Here is a 24,625-nt window from a genome sequence, read left to right on the forward strand (position 1 = left end):
ATTATCCTTCTTATTGATAGATGAAATTAAACGTTGCCAGTGCACGAAAATTCCCCGGTACGCCTTGCCCTGCATCTGTTTCACGTAGCGCAACGGTCATTTCAAGACCCTTATCGGGCTGCATCTCGTCTGTGCTCCAGCGTATCTTTTCCGCACTGTTAGGTTTAAGGAAAGTGGCATCATCAGTAGTCCGTTTTTTGAAACCCATACCGATATTACTTGTCGTCGAAGATGAATCACCAGACTGCGGTATAATAAGCTTAGGTGAGCTTGATGATGCATTTCCGGTCAGAGTGGTATCAATCCAACTGATGCCACTGCTGCACCCACTAGCAACCAGTTTAAAATCAGCCTGAGATTCTGTCGTTTTATTCGCGATCTTATCCAGACCCATCTTAGGGATTCTCAATGTGTAGTTATTATTGCCATCATTCGTGACGTTATTACCAGTAAGTGTGATGTTACAGGTTGTCGCTTTGACAGTGGCTGTAAACTCTACATTAATATCCGTTGCAAATACTGATGGTGATAATAATATTCCCATCAGTATCGCTATTTTATGTGGCGTTATTTTTATCATTTGACGTCCCTTGTAGTTACTGAATCTGACACCGAATTCCATTCAGAATAATAGATTGCGCTATTTTTTCTGCTTCTGAACTTTGTTGATAATGCGCAAGACAACTTACGGGTTTACTTTCTTCGAGCCATTTAATGCTGATATTTCCCTGCTGCTCAATACCACGAACAAATGCTTGTCCACCCTGTCCAACATTACCAATGACATTGCCTTGCTCATCATAAATATCTGCAGCAAATGGAATATTTTTACCATCACTTCGTGTGATGTTCATAATGGCTGATTGCCCTTGCACGGTTTCAAAATCAGCAAAGACGACTGAACCCTGACGCGGTACAGCTACTGCACTGGTACTTTTTAATTCAACATCGTTCTCAAGATCGTTGATATCCAGCGCGATACGGTTTTCATGATAAGGAGAAAGAGCGCTGGTGACACCATAACCCCATCGATCGATAGTACTGTTGCCATAATTTATTCGCGCTCCTTGAGCACCTGGAGCCTGAACTACCGCCAGTGTATCGGAGTCGCTAAAACTGTCATTACTGAAGGTCAGGCCGCCGCTATGCAATACAAAACCACCGTCGGTGCTGAGAGACACTTGACGACTGTTATCGCTATTTGCAGAAACTGAACCTGCCAGGGTTCCCCACGGTGATTCATAGCTGGCATAACCCCCAACATAACTCAAATCTTTGCTGGCTTTATTCATCGTATAGCCAGTATTTACGCTATAACTGAGGCGAGCGTTATCACTATAGCCACTGCTACTGACGTTGAGTTGGTTATTACCCTTAAAGTCACTGCTCATTTGAGTATCAATACTCTGGAAACCTGAAGTCCGTTGTTCAGTGCCAAGTAATTTTTCAATAGGAATGGTGAAACTGAGATAAACGCTATCGTCAGTGTCGCCGTCTTCATTCCATGAACGCTGGGCACTGACACTGTAGCTGCCCCAGGATGCACTGTTACTGTAGCCAATAGAGTAATTGCTACGATTTTGTCCGGAAGCCCAGTAATCGGACCAACTTCCGGAAAGATAAAATGAACCGTAATCTTTTTTCTCAAATTTTAGCGGTTGGTTAATACTGACCGTAACCTGATTTTTCATGCGCGAGTAATTACGCATGGATTTCGGTTCAAGATCTTGTTCGGGATGTTTCACTTCATCAATTAGAGTTAGTGCATCATTAAGACCAAGGTAATTCTGTGTCGAATAGCGATAGGCCGCGATATTCAGTGAAGTACTTGTTTCTTCGAATAACTTGTTCCAGGAAACACGATAACTTTGTCCCTGATATGTTTTATCATCCGGTATACGAACATTGGAGTGAGTCACATCGAAAGAAAATGCACCGACTGAAGTATTCAGACCAAGACCTAACAAACCAGCGGTATAGTTATTATCGGTAATCTGAATACCAGTATAACCCGTTAGATAGTTATTCAGACCGTAGTAGTAGCTGGCCTGAAATAAATTAGGCTCATCCTGAATATCATCTTTTAAGACCTGGCCGCCGCTAATATCCCAACGTCCAACGCCAGGGCGTAACATTTGAACGACCGATGAAAAAGGTTGCGAGAATGTCCGCTTTGAGCCATCGGATTCTTCGACAGTAACAATAAGATCGCTGCCGTAACCTGACGGACTCAGATCATCAATGACGAAAGCGCCTGGCGGCACAGTCGTTTCATAAATCTTATAGCCACCTTGCGTAATAGTGACTTTGGCGTTGGTATTAGCAACGCCATGAATGATAGGCGCAAAACTCGCTAATGTCGGAGGCAACATGCGGCTGTCGCTGTATAAACGAATGCCGCGTATACTGACAGAATCAAAGGTTTCGCCCGTTGTATAAGACTCACCAAGAATGAGTTGAGAACGCAGCGAGGCGATATCACGCTGTATATACCGATTCTTAAAATCATAATTACTGCCAGAATCGGTCATCCAGTTGTAGTTGCCTGAGGCACGCAGTCGCCATGCACCTAAATTCATCCCACCGTTAAAAGCAGCATAAATGCTGTCATTTCTTCGACCAGGAGTTTCACTATGATATCCGTTGAGGTTGTATGACAACATGGCCGCATTAATGCCATTTTCCCATAACGATGGATCAACATAGTTTTGGTAATTTTTCATTACCCATGCCTGAGGAACGTCTATATCCAGACGTTGCTCGTTAACGTCATAACGAACAGAAGCCTGAGGGATAATTTCCGTCAAATTAAGGCAATTGCCGAGTGTTTCATCCCTGGCAAGCAGAACGGCTTTTTCGTTATTTATATCGGGAGAATTTATATGAAACTGCAATAAATTCTTAAGTGTGATACAGGCTTGTGCGTTTTTTTTTCCTTCAATTTCAATAAATGTAATGCTTTGGTTAATAATAGGTTGATCGTTGACATAAACACTGACGTCGTACATACCCGGTATAGCAGGGTTACCTTCACTATACCGGCTGAGATCAATATTTGAGGCATTCTGCCCCATCAGGAAGGTATGGTCATATTCAACAAGTTCAGCACAGAAAGCACTATTGCAATACAGCAGCGCGCAAAACGTAGCGATACGGGTCAGATGATTATGATAATTTTTAGTTGGTTTTATAGTCACGTTATGCTTCCTGCGGAATTATATCCTTGCCTGATTACAGACTGGCATTACCTTCAATGGCGCCACCAAAATCATTAATGGCGTAAAAATGTACTTTTGCAGAACTTGCTTTGCCATTAAGGCCAGTGACTTTCATGACCTCATCACTAAATGGTGCAATCATTTTCACATCAATCGGATAGCGTTTACCGCTAGCTTCTAAATCACCACTGCTAAAAGAGACGTAGTAAGGGGTTGGATTGGTCACTCGCAATGACGCCTTACCTTCTGAACCTGACCAGAACCACTTCAGGGCTAACGGGGCTTCAGAGGGATTTCCCTTCAATCCATCCGGGCGATAGAAAAGTTTTATACGTGTGCGAAATGCCAGTTGCAGCAGACTTTGATTCGCGACCTTTTCTGCATCTGGTTTTGGTGGAACTTCCAGTACGTTAAACCAGAACACGCTCTCTCTGTCTTTAGGCAGTGAGGTGCTGGCTGTGTACATTAATTTGATTGTTTGCCCACGTTTGGCATCAATACGCGATACTGGCGGCGTGGCAGTAAAAGGGACTGTAATACTGCCAGGCTCAGCGTTGTCATCGCCAGTATCTAACCAACTCTGGACAAGCAACGGGTTATTCCCTTTATTTTCCAGACGTACGTTGACACTTTTTTGATCGCTTTTATATATTACGCGAGTACCCGAAATGACAATGTCCGCAATAGACGATGAACTAAAAGCCATACAGGTTACGAAGCATAAAGCTGTTGTATGTTTGGTGTTAAAAAACATAAACCATCCCTGACAGAGTTAATTAAAACAGGGAATAATATAAAAATAGAAATTATTAACACTATTCCCTGTATATTCATTCAATCAATTTAATTGGTGAATACTTACTGATAAGTAATGGTGTATGCAGTGTTAGTTTTTACATAACCAGCAGTTGCTGTTTGGTCTGCGACGGCACGAACGTAAGACGCTTTAAAATCATAAACAGCAGATTTTGTCGTTGCATCCAGGGCTTTAGTATACACATCGCCAGGGTTGTTAATTTGAACCTGTTTGATAGTGGAACCATCAATATTGTGCAGAGCGATATTCACGCCGTCAGACGGGTTGTTAATAGACATGTCGTTGTTCAGCGTTCCTTTGCTATTACCAAAGAAAACAGAACCGAAGGTCATTTTAGCTGTACTACCTGGATTCGGATTTGCTTTGCTGCAGTCAACGGTGATGCTGAAAGGTTTGGCTTTAGCGCCAACGGTGTCATTCAGCACGCCAGCATCGATTTCACCAACAGTTGCAGTTTGCAGCAGGATCAGACCATCTTTATTACCGCCGTCAACGCGGGTTTCACAGGTGTTATCAACAACCAGACCACTGATATTTAACTGACCACCATCCATATCAGCAGAAGCAGTACCTGCAACCATTGCCAGCATAAGACCAGACAGGGCAAAACCTAATTTTTTAGACATAAAAATCCTTGAATAAAATTCCATTAGTCAGACTACTGGTTTGAAGAATGACTATTCATGACACAAATGTTATAAGCAGATGCTAGATATTAATGAGCAATGATATTTGTTACCAAAATTTACAACCATTGTTCATTAGGACGCCTATTGTGCACTTTAAGGGCTTTTGAACAAATTAAATTTTCTTAATTCAAAATTAAGCAAAAATAAATTCACAAGTGCAATTGGTTAGGGTATGGCGATGGGATTGATATTTATCTGCGGGAATTTATATTATGTTTCTGCAAAAATGTTTAAACTAAAATTTTTATTAAGGAAAGAGAGGATGTATGATTTTCAGAAAATATTTATATTCGTAATATAAATAAATTACCATTTGCTTAATTTGTCAAATGCTCTTGTATGTAAGACTTCACGCAACGTCTCCCCATCAGGAAACGCCAGCTCCGGTGCAATCTCAAACAGCGGCCACAGCATAAATCCACGATTCTTCATATCGTAGTGCGGAACGGTCAGGCGTTCGGTATTTATCACTTCATTACCAAACAGCATGATATCGAGATCCAGCGTGCGTGGTCCCCAGCGTTCAGCTTTACGAACACGACCCTGTTGCAGTTCTATGCGCTGTGTATGGTTGAGTAACTCTTCCGGGGCGAGCGAAGTTTCAAGCGCCACGGCGGCGTTGAGGTAATCGGGTTGATCTTGCGGCCCCAGCGGTGGGGTGCGGTAAAACGAAGAAACGGCAAGAATGTGGCTTTCAGGGATATCGCCTAATGCTTTCAGGGCAGCATTGACCTGCTCCAGCGGAGAGGCCAGATTGCTGCCTATGGCAATATACGCCACTGTCATGCGGTACCCTCACGACGCGGTGCGCGTTTGCGTGGACGACGAGTACGACGACGCGGTGACGGTTCTTCATCCAGCTCGTTAAGCATCCCTTTTTGATCTGGTGGTGCGGAAACCTGGAACTCACCCCACCATTTCACCAGACGCTGCAGTTCAGCATTACGTTCAACTTCAGCTCGCAAGGCCAACAGGTCATAAGCCGCACGGAACTTAGGATGCTCCAGCAGTTTCCATGCGCGTTTACCCTGACGACGGGACATACGCAACTGCAACTGCCAGATATCGCGGGTTAACGTCGTCAGACGTTTCGGGATTGCCAGTGAACGGCAGGCTTCGTCCAGCACGTCGTTCATCGCCAGCGCGAAAGCGTCGTGATAGGTCAGGCCGCTTTCCTGGGCAATCTTCTGTGCCGTCTCCAGCAGTGGGTACCAGAACATGGCGGCAAACAGGAACGCCGGGTTCACGCGCATATCGTTATGGATACGCGTATCGGTATTCTTCAGCACCTGTTCAATGATCCGCTCCATCGGGCTGTCGCCATTTTCCGTGAAGTAGCGGGTAATGGTCGGGAACAGCGGCTGGAACAGATGATATTCACACAACAGCTTATAGGTATCGTAACCGTAGCCCGCTTGTAGCAGTTTAAGCGATTCTTCAAACAGGCGTGCCGGTGGGATATCGTTCAACAGGGTAGCGAGGCGAGGGATCGGTTCTGCGGTTTCCGGGCTGATGCGCATACCCAATTTGGCGGCAAAACGTACCGCGCGCAGCATACGTACCGGATCTTCACGGTAGCGCGTTTCCGGGTTACCAATCAGACGGATAACGCCGTCCTTCAGATCCTTCATACCGCCAACGTAATCACGGACGGTAAAATCCGCTACGCTGTAATAGAGGCTGTTGATAGTGAAATCGCGGCGCTGGGCGTCTTCTTCGATGGAGCCGAAAATGTTGTCGCGCAGCAACATGCCGTTTTGCCCGCGTTGGGAGGTCGTGCGGTCGCTGACGTTACCTTCGTGGTGTCCACGGAAGGTCGCAACTTCGATAATCTCCGGGCCAAACATCACATGAGCCAGACGGAAACGGCGACCCACCAGGCGGCAGTTACGGAACAGTTTGCGCACCTGCTCAGGCGTGGCGTTAGTGGTTACGTCAAAATCTTTCGGCTTTTTGCCGAGTAACAGGTCGCGCACGCCGCCGCCAACCAGCCAGGCTTCGTATCCCGCTTTATTGAGCCTGTACATTACCTTCAGGGCATTTTCACTGATATCTTTGCGGGAAATAGCATGCTGCTCACGCGGGATCACCGTCACCTGTGGACGGGCGACTGCCTGTTCAGCCTCGCTTTCCTCGCGGCTTAGCACCTTGCGGCAAAAATTAGCGACTCGGGTAAAAATAGTACACCTCGGTAGTGTCAAACATCATTCAGGACAAAAAAATAGCGGCTAATCATAGCTCAGCATGACGCATTTGAGAATGTTGAATTTACAATTGCCGACTCGGGCACGGCGGTAAGCCGCCAGTTTTTGACGGCTGACTGAAGGATTTGCTCGACGCTGAAATCCTGCCAGTGTGCTTCTGCCTGCTGCCCCAGAAATTGAAGTGCCGCGATTAGTACCGGGCGTGGATCGCCTTTCGGCAACGCAGGCGCATGATTCTGCTTGGAAAGTTTAGCGCCTTGTGGATTAAGCGCCAGCGGCAGATGAATGTAATCTGGCACTTTCCAGCCAAAAAGCTGGTACAGCGAGATTTGCCTTACTGTTGGTTCAATCAGATCAGCCCCACGCACTATTTCTGTAACGCCCTGGAAATGATCATCAACCACAACAGCCAGGTTGTAGGCGAACAACCCATCACGGCGATGAATGATAAAATCTTCCCGTGCCAGTTTTTCGTCGGCGTGAATAATGCCGCGCAGCTGGTCAGTAAATTGCGTGACCGGATGCTGCTGGCGGATACGCACTGCGGCATTGTCTGGTCCATGATGCAACACCCGGCAATGACCGTCGTAAATACCGCCAATGCTTTGAATACGCGCACGCGTACAGGTGCAGTAATAACTTAGTCCTTGTTCATGTAACCAGGCGAGTGCTTCACGATAGGCGTGGTGACGTTGCGATTGCCAGAGAACATCGCCGTCCCAGTGCAGACCGTAATGTTCCAGCTGGCGCAGGATAGTTTCTGCGGCACCGGGAACTTCACGAGGCGGGTCGATATCTTCTATGCGTACCAGCCAGCGACCTTGCCGGGCGCGAGCCTGCAAATAGCTGCCGAGCGCGGCGATCAGAGAGCCAAAATGAAGCTCGCCGGAAGGAGAGGGGGCGAAGCGGCCAATATACTGTGTGTCTGTCATCTCTTTGAACAAAAAATAAGGCGGGAGCATTTCCCGCCTGTGGTAAACGTGATGGAACGGCTGTAATTAGCCAGCCATCTGTTTTTCGCGAATTTCAGCCAGCGTTTTGCAGTCGATGCACAGATCGGCTGTCGGGCGCGCTTCCAGACGGCGAATACCAATTTCAACACCGCAGGATTCGCAGTAGCCGAAATCTTCGTCTTCCACTTTTTTCAGCGTCTTCTCGATCTTTTTGATCAGCTTACGCTCGCGATCGCGGTTACGCAGTTCGAGGCTGAACTCTTCTTCCTGGGCTGCACGGTCTACCGGGTCCGGGAAGTTGGCTGCTTCATCCTGCATATGTGTAACGGTGCGATCGACTTCATCCCTGAGTTGATTACGCCATGCTTCCAGAATACGACGGAAGTGCGCCAGCTGGGCTTCATTCATATACTCTTCGCCCGGCTTCTCCTGATATGGTTCCACCCCAGCGATGGCGAGAATACTCAGGGACGATGTTTTACGGTTTTGCCCTTCTTGCATGTTGCTTCTCCTTAACACGCACTATCGATCCCCATGTTCGGGGGAAAAATGAGGCCGCTATAAATAGCAGATGCTTTTCCGGATAGCAATTATCTAAACGTAACACTTGACAACTGTGTGAGGAAAAGCGTATTTGCGCACGCGACCAGAATGTAAATTAACCAGTTACTTACTTTACTACAATGTAACCGGCAGTGATTTTTTAAGAGCCATGCCTTCAGCAGAAATTTCCGCTTTGTAAGCCAGAATTTCTACCCCCCTCTGTTGAGCTTCTGACAATAGTTGCGCGTATTTCTCATCGATGTGGCGCGCGGGTGAAAACCGTGTAATGGCTGAATGCAGCACGGCGAAAAAGATAACCGCACGCTGGCCTTCAGCCGCTACGCTCATCAACTCCCGAAGGTGTTTCTGACCTCGTTCAGTGACCGCATCGGGAAAATATCCCTGTTCGTTCTCCGCTAACGTAACCGATTTCACTTCAATATAGCAGTCTGGACGCGAATCCGCCTGCAACATAAAGTCAATACGGCTGCGTTCTGCGCCGTATTTTACTTCGCTTTTCAGCGAGCTATAGCCTGACAGTTCTGAAATTGATTCATTAAGGATAGCCTCTTTCGTCAACCTGTTAGCCCAAAGCGTGTTGACGCAAATAAATGCGCCGCTCTGGCTTTGAGTTAATTCCCAGGTGTGTGGGTATTTCCGTTTGGTGTTGTCTGAAGTCGAATACCAGACGGTATCGCCAGGCGTTGCACAACCGGTCATTGCACCCGTATTCGGGCAGTGTAGCGTTAATTCGCGACCATCGGGTGTGATCACATCGGCTAAAAAACGTTTGTAACGCTGAATTAGCGTCGCGCGCTGTAGAGGGGGAGAGAATTCCATTGCGACAATCCTTGTTATTGCGTTAGCGCCCAGCGTTTTAGCGGCGTGTAGCGTGTGCGTCCACGGGCAAACGAGGAGGCGTAAAGGGTGAACTCCGTCACCGCATAAGACCAGTTAAAACCTGGCGGCGGGATTGTCACCGCCTCGCTGGCGTCGCGCAATAAGGTAATATGTGGATGAAACGGACGATTGCTTTGAAAACAACCGCTGCGGGCAGCCTGTGAACGGAGCATATTCGCCAGCTGGATTAAGCCGCGTGGAGGCTGACGCATCCCTAACCACACCACACGCGAACGCAGCCATTGTCCGGCGTCATCAAGCGTGAGTGTGAAACCAGGTTGACGAATCCGTCCGGCTAAAAGAGAAAGCGCCTTCTCTTTCTCGGCGCTCACTTCGCCTAAAAATGCCAGAGTCAGATGCAAATTATCGGCGGCGACCGGACGTCCCGCCTCAGGTGGGAAGTGTGTGGCGCGCCAATGGATAATCTGTTCGCGGATTTCTGCAGGTAAGTCGATAGCAAAGAACAGACGTTGCGGTTCAGACATGTGAGGCACTCGGTTATGAATTACCGCGATGCTACAATGTGGCGCGAAGAATGTTAACCCTCTGGAGCGTTTTGTGTCGTCGTTGCCCGTTGCTGCCGTCTTATCTGAATTACTTACCGCTCTCGATTGTGCGCCGCAGGTATTATTAAGTGCGCCGACCGGGGCCGGGAAATCAACCTGGCTGCCGCTGCAACTGCTGGCGCATCCCGGCATTAACGGGAAAATTATCCTGCTGGAGCCGCGTCGTCTGGCGGCGCGTAACGTCGCGCAACGACTGGCGGAGCTGCTTAACGAAAAGCCAGGCGATACCGTTGGCTACCGGATGCGTGCGCAAAACTGCGTCGGGCCGAATACCCGCCTGGAAGTGGTTACCGAAGGCGTGCTGACGCGCATGATCCAGCGTGACCCGGAACTGAGCGGTGTTGGATTGGTGATCCTCGATGAATTTCATGAGCGCAGCTTGCAGGCGGATTTGGCGTTGGCGCTGTTACTCGATGTGCAACAAGGTCTGCGTGATGACCTTAAACTGCTGATTATGTCGGCTACGCTGGATAACGACCGCTTGCAGCAAATGCTGCCAGAAGCGCCCGTCGTCATCTCAGAAGGGCGCTCGTTTCCGGTTGAACGCCATTATTTACCGCTGCCCGCGCATCAGCGTTTTGACGAAGCCGTTGCGGTAGCCACCGCCGAAATGCTGCGTCAGGAAAGCGGATCATTACTGTTATTTTTACCTGGCGTCGGAGAAATTCAGCGTGTGCAGGAACAACTGGCTTCGCGCATCGGCAGTGATGTGTTGCTCTGCCCGCTGTATGGCGCGTTGTCGCTGAACGATCAGCGAAAAGCGATCCTCCCGGCACCGCAAGGGATGCGCAAAGTGGTGCTGGCGACCAATATTGCTGAAACCAGTTTAACCATTGAAGGTATTCGTCTGGTGGTGGATTGTGCCCAGGAGCGTGTGGCGCGTTTTGATCCGCGCACGGGGCTTACGCGACTGATTACTCAACGCGTTAGCCAGGCATCCATGACGCAGCGTGCCGGGCGCGCCGGGCGTCTGGAGCCGGGTATCAGCCTGCATTTAATCGCCAAAGAACAAGCAGAACGCGCCGCGGCGCAAAGTGAACCGGAGATCTTACAAAGCGATCTTTCCGGTTTGCTGATGGAATTACTGCAATGGGGATGCAGCGATCCGGCGCAGATGAGCTGGCTGGATCAACCGCCAACGGTGAATCTACTGGCCGCGAAACGCCTGTTACAAATGCTGGGGGCGCTGGAGGGTGAACGGCTTAGTGCGCAGGGGCAAAAAATGGCAGCGCTGGGTAACGATCCGCGTTTAGCGGCAATGCTGGTTAGCGCGAAGAACGACGACGAAGCTGCTACCGCGGCAAAAATTGCCGCCATTCTCGAAGAGCCGCCACGGATGGGCAATAGTGACCTGGGCGTGGCGTTTTCGCGCAATCAACCAGCCTGGCAGCAACGTAGTCAGCAACTGTTAAAACGCTTAAACGTACGTGGCGGTGAGGCAGACAGTTCGCTTATCGCGCCGCTACTTGCCGGGGCGTTTGCCGATCGCATTGCTCGTCGCCGTGGGCAAGATGGACGCTATCAACTGGCAAACGGCATGGGAGCGATGCTCGATGCCAACGACGCGCTAAGCCGCCACGAATGGTTGATCGCACCGTTATTATTGCAGGGCAGCGCCTCGCCGGATGCGCGGATTTTACTGGCGTTACCGGTCGATATTGATGAATTAGTACAACGCTGTCCGCAGCTGGTGCAGCAATCTGACACCGTGGAATGGGATGACGCGCAAGGTACGCTGAAAGCCTGGCGTCGGCTGCAAATCGGTCAGTTGACGGTGAAAGTGCAGCCACTGGCGAAACCGTCAGAAGACGAGTTGCATCAGGCGATGCTTAACGGCATTCGTGAAAAAGGTTTAAGCGTGCTCAACTGGACGGCGGAAGCGGAACAGCTACGCTTGCGTTTGTTATGCGCCGCAAAGTGGTTGCCGGAATATGACTGGCCAGCGGTTGATGATGAAAGTTTATTGGCGACGCTGGAAACGTGGCTGCTGCCACATATGACTGGCGTACATTCACTACGCGGCCTGAAATCACTCGACATTTATCAGGCACTACGCGGATTACTTGATTGGGGAATGCAGCAACGTCTGGATAGTGAATTGCCTGCGCATTACACTGTGCCGACGGGAAGCCGGATCGCCATTCGTTATCATGAAGATAACCCGCCCGCGCTGGCGGTGAGAATGCAAGAGATGTTTGGCGAGGCCACCAATCCGACGATCGCCCAGGGGCGCGTGCCGCTGGTGCTGGAGTTGCTTTCACCTGCCCAAAGGCCATTACAAATCACACGAGATTTGAGCGCCTTCTGGAAAGGAGCGTACCGTGAGGTGCAAAAAGAGATGAAAGGGCGTTATCCCAAACATGTCTGGCCGGACGACCCGGCAAATACTGCACCGACGCGACGGACGAAAAAGTATTCGTCAGGTTGGTTTTCTCCCACCCCCTGTGGGAGTGGGCCGGGGTGCGGGCATCAGCGCGCACGTTCACCCTCACCCTAACCCTCTCCCTCAAGGGAGAGGGGACCGATCGAGCACAAATTTTGAGAGATATCTTCTTCTGTCTTGTAACAGAAGAACAGAAAATCGGGCTTTTGCGCCTGAATATTGCGGAGAAAAAGCATGGCCGGGAATGACCGCGAGCCAATTGGACGCAAAGGGAAACCGACGCGTCCGGTCAAACAAAAGGTAAGCCGTCGTCGTTACGAAGATGACGATGATTACGACGATTATGATGACTATGAGGATGAAGAACCGATGCCGCGCAAAGGTAAGGGCAAAGGCAAAGGGCGTAAGCCTCGTGGCAAACGCGGCTGGCTATGGCTACTGCTAAAACTGGCTATCGTTTTTGCCGTGCTGATCGCCATTTACGGCGTTTATCTCGATCAAAAAATTCGTAGCCGTATTGATGGCAAGGTCTGGCAACTGCCTGCGGCAGTTTATGGCCGAATGGTCAATCTTGAGCCAGACATGACCATCAGCAAGAACGAGATGGTGAAGCTGCTGGAGGCGACCCAGTATCGTCAGGTGTCGAAAATGACCCGTCCTGGCGAATTTACCGTGCAGGCCAACAGCATTGAGATGATTCGCCGTCCGTTTGATTTCCCGGACAGTAAAGAAGGACAGGTGCGCGCGCGTCTGACCTTTGATGGCGATCATCTGGCGACGATCGTCAATATGGAGAACAACCGTCAGTTCGGTTTCTTCCGTCTTGATCCGCGTCTGATCACCATGATCTCTTCGCCAAACGGTGAGCAGCGTCTGTTTGTGCCGCGCAGTGGTTTCCCGGATTTGCTGGTGGATACTTTGCTGGCGACAGAAGACCGTCATTTTTACGAGCATGATGGAATCAGTCTCTACTCAATCGGACGTGCGGTGCTGGCAAACCTGACCGCCGGACGCACGGTACAGGGTGCGAGTACGCTGACGCAACAGCTGGTGAAAAACCTGTTCCTCTCCAGCGAGCGTTCTTACTGGCGTAAAGCGAACGAAGCTTACATGGCGCTGATCATGGACGCGCGTTACAGCAAAGACCGTATTCTTGAGCTGTATATGAACGAGGTGTATCTCGGTCAGAGCGGCGACAACGAAATCCGCGGCTTCCCGCTGGCAAGCTTGTATTACTTTGGTCGCCCGGTAGAAGAGCTAAGCCTCGACCAGCAGGCGCTGTTAGTCGGTATGGTGAAAGGGGCGTCCATCTACAACCCGTGGCGTAACCCAAAACTGGCGCTGGAGCGACGTAATCTGGTGCTGCGTCTGCTGCAACAGCAACAGATTATTGATCAAGAACTCTATGACATGTTGAGTGCACGTCCGCTGGGTGTTCAGCCACGCGGTGGGGTGATCTCTCCACAGCCAGCCTTTATGCAACTGGTGCGTCAGGAGCTGCAGGCGAAATTAGGCGATAAGGTAAAAGATCTCTCCGGCGTGAAGATCTTCACTACCTTTGACTCGGTGGCCCAGGACGCGGCAGAAAAAGCCGCCGTGGAAGGCATTCCGGCACTGAAGAAACAGCGTAAGTTGAGCGATCTTGAAACTGCGATTGTGGTCGTCGACCGCTTTAGTGGTGAAGTTCGTGCGATGGTCGGTGGTTCTGAGCCGCAGTTTGCGGGCTACAACCGTGCGATGCAGGCGCGTCGTTCGATTGGTTCCCTTGCAAAACCAGCGACTTATCTGACTGCCTTAAGCCAGCCGAAAATCTATCGTCTGAATACGTGGATTGCGGATGCGCCAATCGCGCTGCGTCAGCCGAATGGCCAGGTCTGGTCACCGCAGAATGATGACCGTCGTTATAGCGAAAGCGGCAGAGTGATGCTGGTGGATGCGTTGACCCGTTCGATGAACGTGCCGACGGTAAATCTGGGGATGGCGCTGGGGCTGCCTGCGGTTACGGAGACCTGGATCAAACTGGGCGTACCGAAAGATCAGTTGCATCCGGTTCCGGCGATGCTGCTGGGGGCGTTGAACTTAACGCCAATCGAAGTGGCGCAGGCGTTCCAGACCATCGCCAGCGGCGGTAACCGTGCACCGCTTTCTGCACTGCGTTCGGTAATTGCGGAAGATGGCAAGGTGCTGTATCAGAGCTTCCCACAGGCGGAACGCGCTGTTCCGGCGCAGGCGGCGTATCTGACACTATGGACCATGCAGCAGGTGGTACAACGCGGTACGGGTCGTCAGCTTGGGGCGAAATACCCGAACCTGCATCTGGCAGGGAAAACAGGGACTACCAACAATAACGTAGATACCTGGTTTGCAGGCATTGACGGCAGCACGGTGACCATCACCTGGGTAGGCCGTGATAACAACCAGCCGACCAAACTGTATGGAGCCAGCGGGGCAATGTCGATTTATCAGCGTTATCTGGCTAACCAGACGCCAACGCCGCTGAATCTTGTTCCGCCAGAAGATATTGCAGATATGGGCGTGGACTACGACGGCAACTTTGTTTGCAGCGGTGGCATGCGTGTCTTGCCGGTCTGGACCAGCGATCCGCAATCGCTGTGCCAGCAGAGCGAGATGCAGCAGCAGCCGTCAGGCAATCCGTTTGATCAGTCTTCTCAGCCGCAGCAACAGCCGCAACAGCAACCTGCTCAGCAAGAGCAGAAAGACAGCGACGGTGTAGCCGGTTGGATCAAGGATATGTTTGGTAGTAATTAACATCTAAGCGTGAAATACCGGATGGCGAGTTGCCATCCGGTAAAATAACATCCCATCTAAGATATTAACCCTTTCTTTTCATCTGGTTGTTTATTAACCCTTCAGGAACGCTCAGATTGCGTACCGCTTGCGAACCCGCCAGCGTTTCGAATATTATCTTATCTTTATAATAATCATTCTCGTTTACGTTATCATTCACTTTACATCAGAGATATACCAATGGCGCGTTCCAAAACTGCTCAGCCAAAACACTCACTGCGTAAAATCGCAGTTGTAGTAGCCACAGCGGTAAGCGGCATGTCTGTTTATGCACAGGCAGCGGTTGAACCGAAAGAAGACACTATCACCGTTACCGCTGCACCTGCGCCGCAAGAAAGCGCATGGGGGCCTGCTGCAACTATTGCGGCGCGACAGTCTGCTACCGGCACTAAAACCGATACGCCGATTCAAAAAGTGCCACAGTCTATTTCTGTTGTGACCGCCGAAGAGATGGCGCTGCATCAGCCGAAGTCGGTAAAAGAAGCGCTTAGCTACACGCCGGGTGTCTCTGTTGGTACGCGTGGCGCATCCAACACCTATGACCACCTGATCATTCGCGGCTTTGCGGCAGAAGGCCAAAGCCAGAATAACTATCTGAATGGCCTGAAGTTGCAGGGCAACTTCTATAACGATGCGGTCATTGACCCGTATATGCTGGAACGCGCTGAAATTATGCGTGGCCCGGTTTCCGTGCTTTACGGTAAAAGCAGTCCTGGCGGCCTGTTGAATATGGTCAGCAAGCGTCCGACCACCGAACCGCTGAAAGAAGTTCAGTTTAAAGCCGGTACTGACAGCCTGTTCCAGACTGGTTTTGACTTTAGCGATTCGTTGGATGATGACGGTGTTTACTCTTATCGCCTGACCGGTCTTGCGCGTTCTGCCAATGCCCAGCAGAAAGGGTCAGAAGAGCAGCGTTATGCTATTGCACCGGCGTTCACCTGGCGTCCGGATGATAAAACCAATTTCACCTTCCTTTCTTACTTCCAGAACGAGCCGGAAACCGGTTATTACGGCTGGTTGCCGAAAGAGGGAACCGTTGAGCCGCTGCCGAACGGTAAGCGTCTGCCGACAGACTTTAATGAAGGGGCGAAGAACAACACCTATTCTCGTAATGAGAAGATGGTCGGCTACAGCTTCGATCACGAATTTAACGACACCTTTACTGTGCGTCAGAACCTGCGCTTTGCTGAAAACAAAACCTCGCAAAACAGCGTTTATGGTTACGGCGTCTGCTCCGATCCGGCGAATGCTTACAGCAAACAGTGTGCGGCATTAGCGCCAGCGGATAAAGGCCATTATCTGGCACGTAAATACGTCGTTGATGATGAGAAGCTGCAAAACTTCTCCGTTGATACCCAGTTGCAGAGCAAGTTTGCCACTGGCGATATCGACCACACCCTGCTGACCGGTGTCGACTTTATGCGTATGCGTAATGACATCAACGCCTGGTTTGGTTACGACGACTCTGTGCCACTGCTCAATCTGTACAATCCGGTGAATACCGATTTCGACTTCAATGCCAAAGATCCGGCAAACTCCGGCCCTTACCGCATTCTGAATAAGCAGAAACAAACGGGCGTTTATGTTCAGGATCAGGCGCAGTGGGATAAAGTGCTGGTCACCCTGGGCGGTCGTTATGACTGGGCAGATCAAGAATCTCTTAACCGCGTTGCTGGGACGACCGATAAACGTGATGACAAACAGTTTACCTGGCGTGGTGGTGTTAACTACCTGTTTGATAATGGTGTAACACCTTACTTCAGCTATAGCGAATCGTTTGAACCTTCTTCGCAAGTTGGGAAGGATGGTAATATTTTCGCACCGTCTAAAGGTAAGCAGTATGAAGTCGGCGTGAAATATGTACCGGAAGATCGTCCGATTGTAGTTACTGGTGCCGTGTATAATCTCACTAAAACCAACAACCTGATGGCGGACCCTGAGGGTTCCTTCTTCTCGGTTGAAGGTGGCGAGATCCGCGCACGTGGCGTAGAAATCGAAGCGAAAGCGGCGCTGTCGGCGAGTGTTAACGTAGTCGGTTCTTATACTTACACCGATGCGGAATACACCACCGATACTACCTATAAAGGCAATACGCCTGCACAGGTGCCAAAACACATGGCTTCGCTGTGGGCTGACTATACCTTCTTTGACGGTCCGCTTTCAGGTCTGACGCTGGGCACCGGTGGTCGTTATACTGGCTCCAGCTATGGTGATCCGGCTAACTCCTTTAAAGTGGGAAGTTATACGGTCGTGGATGCGTTAGTGCGTTATGATCTGGCGCGAGTCGGCATGGCGGGCTCCAACGTGGCGCTGCATGTTAACAACCTGTTCGATCGTGAATACGTCGCCAGCTGCTTTAACACTTATGGCTGCTTCTGGGGCGCAGAACGTCAGGTCGTTGCAACCGCAACCTTCCGTTTCTAATTTCTCTTTTGGGGCACGGATTTCCGTGCCCATTTCACAAGTTGGCTGTTATGCAGGAATACACGAATCATTCCGATACCACTTTTGCACTGCGTAATATCTCCTTTCGTGTGCCCGGGCGCACGCTTTTGCATCCGCTGTCGTTAACCTTTCCTGCCGGGAAAGTGACCGGTCTGATTGGTCACAACGGTTCTGGTAAATCCACTCTGCTCAAAATGCTTGGCCGTCATCAGCCTCCGTCAGAAGGGGAGATTCTTCTTGATGCCCAGCCGCTGGAAAGCTGGAGCAGCAAAGCGTTTGCCCGCAAAGTGGCTTATTTGCCGCAGCAGCTTCCTCCGGCAGAAGGGATGACCGTGCGTGAACTGGTGGCGATTGGTCGTTACCCGTGGCATGGCGCGTTGGGGCGCTTTGGGGCGGCAGATCGCGAAAAAGTCGAGGAAGCTATCTCGCTGGTTGGCTTAAAACCGCTGGCGCATCGGCTGGTCGATAGTCTCTCTGGCGGCGAACGTCAACGGGCGTGGATCGCCATGCTGGTGGCGCAGGATAGCTGTTGTCTGTTGCTCGACGAACCGACTTCGGCGCTGGATATCGCCCACCAGGTTGATGTGCTGGCGCTGGTGCACCGTTTAAGTCAGGAGCGTGGCCTGACGGTCATTGCCGTGTTGCACGATATCAATATGGCGGCACGCTACTGTGATTATCTGGTCGCCCTGCGCGGTGGTGAAATGATTGCTCAGGGAACGCCTGCGGAAATTATGCGCGGCGAAACTCTCGAAATGATTTATGGCATCCCGATGGGTATTTTGCCGCATCCGGCGGGTGCTGCACCTGTGAGTTTTGTTTATTGATGAGCGGCTTACCTCTTATTTCGCGCCGTCGACTGTTAACGGCGATGGCGCTTTCTCCGTTGTTATGGCAGATGAATACCGCCCACGCGGCGGCTATTGACCCCAATCGTATTGTGGCGCTGGAGTGGTTGCCGGTGGAATTACTGCTGGCGCTCGGCATCGTGCCTTACGGCGTGGCGGATACCATCAACTATCGCCTGTGGGTCAGCGAACCACCATTGCCGGACTCAGTGATTGACGTCGGTTTGCGTACAGAACCTAACCTTGAACTGCTGACCGAAATGAAACCGTCGTTTATGGTCTGGTCGGCAGGATATGGCCCTTCATCAGAAATGCTGGCACGTATTGCGCCGGGTCGCGGATTTAACTTCAGCGATGGCAAACAGCCGTTGGCGATGGCGCGTAAATCGCTGACGGAAATGGCAGATTTACTTAACCTGCAAAGCGCAGCGGAAACGCATTTAGCGCAATACGAAGACTTTATCCGCAGCATGAAACCCCGCTTTGTGAAGCGTGGTGCACGCCCGTTACTGCTGACGACGCTTATCGATCCGCGCCATATGCTGGTCTTCGGTCCAAACAGCTTGTTCCAGGAAATTCTCGATGAGTACGGCATCCCAAATGCCTGGCAAGGGGAAACCAACTTCTGGGGCAGTACCGCCGTCAGTATCGATCGTCTGGCGGCGTATAAAGACGTTGATGTGCTCTGTTTTGATCACGACAACAGCAAAGACATGGATGCGCTAATGGCAACCCCGCTGTGGCAGGCCATGCCGTTTGTCCGCGCCGGACGCTTTCAGCGCGTACCCGCAGTCTGGTTTTATGGTGCGACGCTCTCGGCAATGCACTTTGTGCGCGTTCTGGATAACGCCATCGGAGGTAAAGCGTGAGTAAACGAATTGCGCTTTTTCCGGCGTTATTGCTGGCGCTGCTGGTGATTGTCGCTACGGCGCTGACCTGGATGAACTTTTCGCAGGCGCTGCCGCGCAGTCAGTGGGCGCAGGCCGCCTGGTCGCCGGATATTAACGTCATCGAGCAGATGATTTTTCACTACAGCTTGTTACCACGTCTGGCGATTTCTCTACTGGTGGGCGCGGGCCTGGGGCTGGTGGGCGTGCTGTTTCAGCAAGTGCTGCGTAACCCGCTGGCGGAACCGACGACGTTGGGCGTTGCTACAGGCGCGCAACTGGGGATTACCGTCACCACGCTCTGGGCGATCCCCGGTGCTATGGCGAGCCAGTTTGCCGCGCTGGTGGGCGCTTGTGTCGTTGGCTTAATCGTCTTTGGCGTCGCGTGGGGGAAACGGCTTTCGCCGGTTACGCTTATTCTCGCGGGGCTGGTGGTGAGCCTTTATTGCGGGGCAATTAATCAGCTACTGGTTATCTTCCATCACGACCAGCTGCAAAGCATGTTCCTGTGGAGCACCGGAACGCTGACGCAAACCGACTGGGGCGGCGTTGAGCGTTTATGGCCGCAGCTGCTGGGCGGCGTGATGCTGACGTTACTGCTACTTCGTCCGTTAACCCTGATGGGGCTTGATGATGGCGTGGCGCGCAATCTCGGGCTGGCCTTATCGCTCGCGCGTCTGGCTGCGCTGTCGCTGGCGATAGTCATCAGTGCGCTGCTGGTGAATGCGGTGGGGATTATCGGCTTTATCGGGTTGTTCGCGCCACTGCTGGCAAAAATGCTGGGGGCGCGGCGTTTGTTGCCACGGTTGATGCTGGCGTCGCTGATTGGTGCGTTAATTCTGTGGCTTTCTGATCAAATCATCCTCTGGCTGACTCGCGTGTGGATGGAAGTGTCCACCGGTTCGGTCACTGCGTTGATCGGTGCGCCGCTGCTACTGTGGCTGCTGCCGCGTTTACGGAGCATTAGCGCGCCGGATATGAAGGTCAACGATCGTGTCGCGACTGAACGCCAACATGTGCTGGCGTTTGTCCTCGCGGGCGGCGTGCTGCTGTTGATGGCTGTGGTAGTGGCGCTGTCGTTTGGTCGTGATGCGCACGGCTGGACGTGGGCGAGCGGGGCGTTGCTTGAGGATTTGATGCCCTGGCGCTGGCCGCGAATTATGGCGGCGCTGTTTGCGGGCGTCATGCTGGCGGTGGCGGGCTGTATTATTCAGCGGCTGACCGGAAACCCGATGGCAAGCCCGGAAGTGCTGGGGATTAGCTCTGGCGCAGCGTTTGGCGTGGTGTTGATGCTGTTTCTGGTGCCGGGTAATGCCTTTGGCTGGCTGTTACCTGCAGGCAGTCTCGGGGCGGCGGTGACGCTGTTGATCATTATGATCGCCGCCGGACGCGGTGGATTTTCCCCACACCGCATGTTACTGGCGGGGATGGCGTTAAGTACCGCGTTCACCATGCTTTTGATGATGTTGCAGGCAAGTGGTGACCCGCGAATGGCGCAAGTGCTGACCTGGATTTCCGGTTCGACCTACAACGCGACCGATGCGCAGGTCTGGCGCACCGGAATTGTGATGGTGATTTTGCTGGCGATTACCCCGCTGTGCCGCCGCTGGCTGACCATTTTACCGCTGGGTGGTGATACCGCCCGAGCCGTAGGAATGGCGCTAACGCCGACGCGAATTGCGCTGCTGCTGTTAGCGGCTTGCCTGACGGCGACCGCGACGATGACTATTGGACCGTTGAGTTTTGTTGGTTTAATGGCACCGCATATTGCGCGGATGATGGGCTTTCGACGGACGATGCCGCACATCGTAATTTCGGCGCTGGTGGGTGGTTTACTGCTGGTGTTCGCTGACTGGTGTGGGCGGATGGTGCTGTTTCCATTCCAGATCCCGGCGGGGCTGCTGTCAACCTTTATCGGCGCGCCATATTTTATCTATTTGTTGAGAAAGCAGAGCCGTTAATTGAATGCCTCGCCCGGTGGGCGAGGCAAAATCATCACAACTTCGCAAACACCCGTCGTGCAGCATCGATGGTGTTATTGATATCTTCCATGCTGTGCGCCACGGACATAAAGCCCGCTTCAAACGCTGACGGTGCCAGGTAAACACCTTCGTCCAGCATCATATGGAAGAAACGCTTAAAGCGTTCCACGTCACAGGCCATCACATCCTGATAGCACGTCACGGACTCGGCGTCGGTAAAGAAAATACCGAACATGCCGCCAACGTGGTTAACGACCAGCGGAATTCCGGCTTCTTCTGCCGCTTCCAGCAGACCTTCTGCCAGACGTGTTGTCAGCTCATCCAGCGTTTCGTGAACGCCCGGCTGCGCGACTTCATTCAGACAGGCGAAACCCGCTGCCATCGCAATTGGGTTACCGGAAAGCGTACCCGCCTGATAGACCGGACCCGTCGGGGCCAGCGCATCCATTACATCACGACGACCACCGAATGCGCCTACCGGCATTCCACCGCCGATGATTTTTCCGAGGCAGGTTAAATCTGGCACTACGCCGTAATAATCCTGTGCACCAGCCAGTGCCACGCGGAAGCCAGTCATTACTTCATCGATGATCAGCAATGCGCCAAATTCGTCGCACAGCGCGCGCAGACCTGGCAGGAACTCTGGCAGCGGCGGAACACAGTTCATATTGCCTGCCACCGGCTCAACGATAATACAGGCAATCTCTTGCGGGTATTGCTCAAACGCGGCGCGTACAGAAGCCAGATCGTTATAAGTACAGGTTAAGGTATGTTTGGCGAAATCTGCCGGAACACCCGGCGAGTTTGGCTGGCCTAACGTGAGTGCGCCAGAACCGGCTTTCACCAGCAGGCAGTCAGCGTGACCGTGGTAACAACCTTCAAATTTAATGATTTTGTCGCGACCGGTAAAACCACGGGCCAGGCGGATGGCGCTCATGGTCGCTTCAGTGCCGGAGTTCACCATGCGCACCATATCCATGGTCGGGACCAGTTCGGTCACCAGTTGCGCCATTTTCACTTCCATTTCGGTTGGTGCACCAAAGCTTAAACCACGCTCGGCGGCTTCAATCACGGCATTGCGGATTGCCGGATGGTTATGGCCCAGCACCATCGGCCCCCAGGAACCGACATAATCGATATAGGCTTTGCCATCAACATCGTACAGATAAGCGCCGTCCGCTTTTTCGATAAACAGTGGAGTGCCGCCCACGCCAGTAAAGGCGCGAACAGGGGAGTTCACACCGCCAGGGATCAGCTCGCGCGCTGCGCTGTAAAGATTTTCAGACTTACTCATGGAGGGTTCCTGATTCGTAGAAAAAGTGAATGGCTGCTATTCTATGTTATTCATAACAAGTTAAATACTCGTCAAACATCAGGCTGCTTGTACTGGTGCAATCCTGATTTCTTAGAGTATAAAAGTTTTGTGCATTTGAAACATTACGCTTTGCAAAGGATTTTCATGGAACGTGCGAGTAAAATGCCGTCATCTTATTTGTATGACCAATAAGTGATCATTGGATGAAAACTGATACTCCCTCTTTAGAAACACCGCAGGCCGCGCGCCTGCGACGCAGACAACTGATTCGCCAACTTCTTGAGCGCGATAAAACCCCGTTAGCCATTTTGTTTATGGCGGCAGTCGTCGGCACGCTTGTCGGGCTGGCAGCGGTTGCTTTTGACAAAGGTGTCGCCTGGTTGCAGAACCAACGTATGGGGGCGCTGGTACATACTGCTGATAATTATCCGCTACTGTTAACCGTCGCTTTTCTCTGTTCGGCGGTGCTGGCGATGTTCGGCTACTTTTTGGTGCGCAAATACGCGCCCGAAGCAGGGGGATCGGGGATCCCGGAAATTGAAGGGGCGCTGGAAGATCAACGTCCTGTTCGCTGGTGGCGTGTATTGCCGGTGAAATTCTTTGGCGGGCTGGGGACACTCGGCGGAGGCATGGTGCTAGGGCGCGAAGGACCAACCGTGCAGATCGGCGGCAATATCGGTCGCATGGTGCTTGATATTTTCCGCCTGAAAGGTGATGAAGCTCGCCATACGCTGCTGGCAACCGGTGCTGCTGCGGGGCTGGCTGCGGCCTTTAACGCGCCGCTGGCGGGTATTTTGTTTATTATCGAAGAGATGCGTCCGCAGTTTCGCTATACGTTAATTTCGATTAAAGCGGTATTTATTGGCGTCATTATGTCGACCATTATGTACCGGATTTTTAATCATGAAGTTGCGTTGATTGACGTCGGTAAACTTTCTGATGCGCCGCTTAATACGCTGTGGCTTTATCTGATCCTCGGTATTATTTTTGGCATTTTCGGCCCTATTTTTAATAAATGGGTGCTGGGGATGCAGGATTTGCTGCACCGTGTGCACGGCGGCAATATTACCAAATGGGTACTGATGGGTGGTGCGATTGGCGGTCTGTGTGGATTGCTGGGGTTTGTGGCACCAGCAACGTCGGGCGGCGGTTTTAACCTGATTCCTATCGCTACCGCGGGGAATTTCAGCATGGGAATGCTGGTGTTTATCTTCGTCGCTCGGGTCATTACCACCTTACTCTGCTTCTCTTCCGGCGCGCCGGGCGGTATTTTTGCCCCGATGCTGGCGCTGGGTACTGTGCTGGGAACCGCTTTCGGAATGGTTGCCGTTGAGCTGTTTCCGCAATATCACCTGGAGGCGGGGACGTTTGCTATTGCCGGAATGGGGGCATTACTGGCGGCATCTATTCGCGCGCCGTTAACGGGGATCATTCTGGTTCTGGAGATGACCGATAACTACCAGCTCATTTTGCCAATGATTATTACCGGTCTTGGCGCAACACTATTAGCGCAATTTACCGGCGGGAAACCGCTATACTCGGCGATTCTTGCGCGCACGCTGGCAAAACAGGAAGCTGAGCAACTGGCGCGAAGCAAGGCTGCATCAGCCAGCGAGAATACTTGAACGAAATACCAGGGTATTAGATAATGGCGATTATTATTGGGTTAGAATTTGCCCAATTGCCGATGTCGTTTGGAGCAAAATATGAGTGATGACGTAGCACTGCCGCTGGAGTTTACCGACGCAGCAGCCAACAAAGTTAAAAGCCTGATCGCTGACGAAGATAACCCGAATCTGAAATTACGCGTGTATATCACCGGTGGCGGTTGCAGCGGCTTCCAGTATGGTTTCACCTTTGATGATCAGGTGAACGAAGGCGATATGACCATCGAAAAACAGGGCGTTGGCCTGGTGGTTGATCCGATGAGCCTGCAATATCTGGTCGGCGGTTCCGTTGACTACACCGAAGGACTGGAAGGTTCTCGTTTCATCGTGACCAACCCGAACGCGAAAAGCACCTGCGGTTGCGGTTCTTCCTTTAGCATCTAATCTGTTGTTCATGTGC

General features: G+C 51.6%; 20 protein-coding genes and 1 pseudogene. 10 read left to right on the plus strand and 11 right to left on the minus strand.

Going from position 1 to position 24,625, the window contains the following annotated elements:
• Positions 1 to 10 precede the first annotated feature (10 nt).
• From ACJHXA_RS17470 to thpR, 10 genes are all read right to left on the minus strand, one after another.
• Positions 11 to 580, minus strand: coding sequence for a fimbrial protein (locus tag ACJHXA_RS17470; RefSeq protein WP_000591057.1), 570 nt, complete (start codon positions 578 to 580; stop codon positions 11 to 13).
• A 16-nt stretch (positions 581 to 596) separates the two neighbouring features.
• A complete protein-coding gene (gene htrE / locus ACJHXA_RS17475) occupies positions 597 to 3,197 on the minus strand; it encodes a Yad fimbria usher protein HtrE (RefSeq protein ID WP_000153176.1) in 2,601 nt (866 codons plus the stop codon).
• 34 nt (positions 3,198 to 3,231) lie between these two features.
• Complete coding sequence (locus ACJHXA_RS17480) at positions 3,232 to 3,972, minus strand: fimbrial chaperone (RefSeq protein ID WP_000465930.1); 741 nt, start codon at positions 3,970 to 3,972, stop codon at positions 3,232 to 3,234.
• Positions 3,973 to 4,076: 104 nt separating this feature from the next.
• Positions 4,077 to 4,661 carry a fimbrial protein gene (locus tag ACJHXA_RS17485; protein WP_000038438.1) on the minus strand — a complete coding sequence of 195 codons (585 nt, stop codon included), beginning with the start codon at positions 4,659 to 4,661 and terminating at the stop codon, positions 4,077 to 4,079.
• Between the two features lie 369 nt (positions 4,662 to 5,030).
• Positions 5,031 to 5,510, minus strand: coding sequence for a 2-amino-4-hydroxy-6-hydroxymethyldihydropteridine diphosphokinase (folK, locus tag ACJHXA_RS17490; protein ID WP_000215124.1), 480 nt, complete (start codon positions 5,508 to 5,510; stop codon positions 5,031 to 5,033).
• Positions 5,507 to 6,904: a polynucleotide adenylyltransferase PcnB gene (gene pcnB / locus ACJHXA_RS17495; protein WP_203226324.1), complete on the minus strand. Its 1,398-nt coding sequence runs from the start codon at positions 6,902 to 6,904 to the stop codon at positions 5,507 to 5,509. Before pcnB ends, folK begins: the two co-directional genes overlap by 4 nt.
• A 59-nt stretch (positions 6,905 to 6,963) precedes the next feature.
• Positions 6,964 to 7,860, minus strand: coding sequence for a tRNA glutamyl-Q(34) synthetase GluQRS (gene gluQRS, locus ACJHXA_RS17500; RefSeq protein WP_000132718.1), 897 nt, complete (start codon positions 7,858 to 7,860; stop codon positions 6,964 to 6,966).
• A 66-nt stretch (positions 7,861 to 7,926) separates the two neighbouring features.
• Entirely contained in the window at positions 7,927 to 8,382 is a 456-nt protein-coding gene (dksA, locus tag ACJHXA_RS17505; RefSeq protein WP_001155227.1) for an RNA polymerase-binding protein DksA, read from the minus strand.
• A 177-nt stretch (positions 8,383 to 8,559) separates the two neighbouring features.
• Entirely contained in the window at positions 8,560 to 9,264 is a 705-nt protein-coding gene (gene sfsA / locus ACJHXA_RS17510) for a DNA/RNA nuclease SfsA (protein ID WP_000396036.1), read from the minus strand.
• A gap of 14 nt (positions 9,265 to 9,278) precedes the next feature.
• Positions 9,279 to 9,809, minus strand: a complete 531-nt coding sequence (gene thpR / locus ACJHXA_RS17515) for an RNA 2',3'-cyclic phosphodiesterase (protein ID WP_001294700.1) — start codon at positions 9,807 to 9,809, stop codon at positions 9,279 to 9,281.
• Positions 9,810 to 9,882: 73 nt separating this feature from the next.
• Between thpR and hrpB the strand changes: the two are divergent.
• From hrpB to fhuB, 6 genes and pseudogenes are all read left to right on the plus strand, one after another.
• Positions 9,883 to 12,309, plus strand: a pseudogene (gene hrpB, locus ACJHXA_RS17520) (ATP-dependent helicase HrpB); the annotation flags it as partial.
• A 198-nt stretch (positions 12,310 to 12,507) separates the two neighbouring features.
• Complete coding sequence (gene mrcB / locus ACJHXA_RS17525; RefSeq protein WP_000918166.1) at positions 12,508 to 15,042, plus strand: bifunctional glycosyl transferase/transpeptidase; 2,535 nt, start codon at positions 12,508 to 12,510, stop codon at positions 15,040 to 15,042.
• 219 nt (positions 15,043 to 15,261) lie between these two features.
• The gene (gene fhuA, locus ACJHXA_RS17530) at positions 15,262 to 17,505 is read left to right on the plus strand and encodes a ferrichrome porin FhuA (protein WP_000124438.1); all 2,244 of its coding nucleotides are present in this window, start codon (positions 15,262 to 15,264) and stop codon (positions 17,503 to 17,505) included.
• A gap of 50 nt (positions 17,506 to 17,555) precedes the next feature.
• Positions 17,556 to 18,353 carry a Fe3+-hydroxamate ABC transporter ATP-binding protein FhuC gene (gene fhuC, locus ACJHXA_RS17535; protein ID WP_001315242.1) on the plus strand — a complete coding sequence of 266 codons (798 nt, stop codon included), beginning with the start codon at positions 17,556 to 17,558 and terminating at the stop codon, positions 18,351 to 18,353.
• Positions 18,353 to 19,243 carry a Fe(3+)-hydroxamate ABC transporter substrate-binding protein FhuD gene (gene fhuD, locus ACJHXA_RS17540; RefSeq protein WP_000015997.1) on the plus strand — a complete coding sequence of 297 codons (891 nt, stop codon included), beginning with the start codon at positions 18,353 to 18,355 and terminating at the stop codon, positions 19,241 to 19,243. Before fhuC ends, fhuD begins: the two co-directional genes overlap by 1 nt.
• On the plus strand, positions 19,240 to 21,222 hold the full coding sequence (fhuB, locus tag ACJHXA_RS17545) for a Fe(3+)-hydroxamate ABC transporter permease FhuB (RefSeq protein ID WP_000044100.1): 1,983 nt from the start codon (positions 19,240 to 19,242) through the stop codon (positions 21,220 to 21,222). Before fhuD ends, fhuB begins: the two co-directional genes overlap by 4 nt.
• A gap of 34 nt (positions 21,223 to 21,256) precedes the next feature.
• On the opposite strand, the gene hemL is transcribed toward fhuB, so the two are convergent.
• Entirely contained in the window at positions 21,257 to 22,537 is a 1,281-nt protein-coding gene (gene hemL / locus ACJHXA_RS17550; protein WP_000045305.1) for a glutamate-1-semialdehyde 2,1-aminomutase, read from the minus strand.
• A gap of 165 nt (positions 22,538 to 22,702) precedes the next feature.
• On the opposite strand from hemL, the gene yadX reads away from it, so the two are divergent.
• Genes yadX through erpA form a run of 4 tightly spaced genes read left to right on the plus strand, consistent with a single transcriptional unit; the run spans position 22,703 to position 24,609 of the window.
• Entirely contained in the window at positions 22,703 to 22,750 is a 48-nt protein-coding gene (gene yadX / locus ACJHXA_RS17555; RefSeq protein ID WP_211180485.1) for a protein YadX, read from the plus strand.
• 11 nt (positions 22,751 to 22,761) lie between these two features.
• Positions 22,762 to 24,183 (plus strand): H(+)/Cl(-) exchange transporter ClcA, encoded by a 1,422-nt coding sequence (gene clcA, locus ACJHXA_RS17560; RefSeq protein ID WP_000845394.1) that lies wholly within the window; start codon positions 22,762 to 22,764, stop codon positions 24,181 to 24,183.
• Positions 24,184 to 24,206: 23 nt separating this feature from the next.
• Positions 24,207 to 24,272 (plus strand): small protein YadW, encoded by a 66-nt coding sequence (yadW, locus tag ACJHXA_RS17565; protein ID WP_120795373.1) that lies wholly within the window; start codon positions 24,207 to 24,209, stop codon positions 24,270 to 24,272.
• A complete protein-coding gene (gene erpA, locus ACJHXA_RS17570; protein WP_001295564.1) occupies positions 24,265 to 24,609 on the plus strand; it encodes an iron-sulfur cluster insertion protein ErpA in 345 nt (114 codons plus the stop codon). Before yadW ends, erpA begins: the two co-directional genes overlap by 8 nt.
• The last annotated feature ends 16 nt before the right edge of the window (positions 24,610 to 24,625 follow it).

Source organism: Escherichia sp. WS33 (genome assembly GCF_046486385.1).
Lineage (GTDB): Bacteria > Pseudomonadota > Gammaproteobacteria > Enterobacterales > Enterobacteriaceae > ECMA0423.

Excerpts from the sequence above, each read along its gene's own strand:
- ACJHXA_RS17470 (WP_000591057.1), bottom strand. The coding sequence starts at position 580 with ATGATAAAAATAACGCCACATAAAATAGCGATACTGATGGGAATATTA.
- ACJHXA_RS17480 (WP_000465930.1), bottom strand. The coding sequence starts at position 3,972 with ATGTTTTTTAACACCAAACATACAACAGCTTTATGCTTCGTAACCTGT.
- ACJHXA_RS17485 (WP_000038438.1), bottom strand. The coding sequence starts at position 4,661 with ATGTCTAAAAAATTAGGTTTTGCCCTGTCTGGTCTTATGCTGGCAATG.
- folK (WP_000215124.1), bottom strand. The coding sequence starts at position 5,510 with ATGACAGTGGCGTATATTGCCATAGGCAGCAATCTGGCCTCTCCGCTG.
- gluQRS (WP_000132718.1), bottom strand. The coding sequence starts at position 7,860 with ATGACAGACACACAGTATATTGGCCGCTTCGCCCCCTCTCCTTCCGGC.
- dksA (WP_001155227.1), bottom strand. The coding sequence starts at position 8,382 with ATGCAAGAAGGGCAAAACCGTAAAACATCGTCCCTGAGTATTCTCGCC.
- sfsA (WP_000396036.1), bottom strand. The coding sequence starts at position 9,264 with ATGGAATTCTCTCCCCCTCTACAGCGCGCGACGCTAATTCAGCGTTAC.
- thpR (WP_001294700.1), bottom strand. The coding sequence starts at position 9,809 with ATGTCTGAACCGCAACGTCTGTTCTTTGCTATCGACTTACCTGCAGAA.
- mrcB (WP_000918166.1), top strand. The coding sequence starts at position 12,508 with ATGGCCGGGAATGACCGCGAGCCAATTGGACGCAAAGGGAAACCGACG.
- fhuA (WP_000124438.1), top strand. The coding sequence starts at position 15,262 with ATGGCGCGTTCCAAAACTGCTCAGCCAAAACACTCACTGCGTAAAATC.
- fhuC (WP_001315242.1), top strand. The coding sequence starts at position 17,556 with ATGCAGGAATACACGAATCATTCCGATACCACTTTTGCACTGCGTAAT.
- fhuD (WP_000015997.1), top strand. The coding sequence starts at position 18,353 with ATGAGCGGCTTACCTCTTATTTCGCGCCGTCGACTGTTAACGGCGATG.
- hemL (WP_000045305.1), bottom strand. The coding sequence starts at position 22,537 with ATGAGTAAGTCTGAAAATCTTTACAGCGCAGCGCGCGAGCTGATCCCT.
- clcA (WP_000845394.1), top strand. The coding sequence starts at position 22,762 with ATGAAAACTGATACTCCCTCTTTAGAAACACCGCAGGCCGCGCGCCTG.
- erpA (WP_001295564.1), top strand. The coding sequence starts at position 24,265 with ATGAGTGATGACGTAGCACTGCCGCTGGAGTTTACCGACGCAGCAGCC.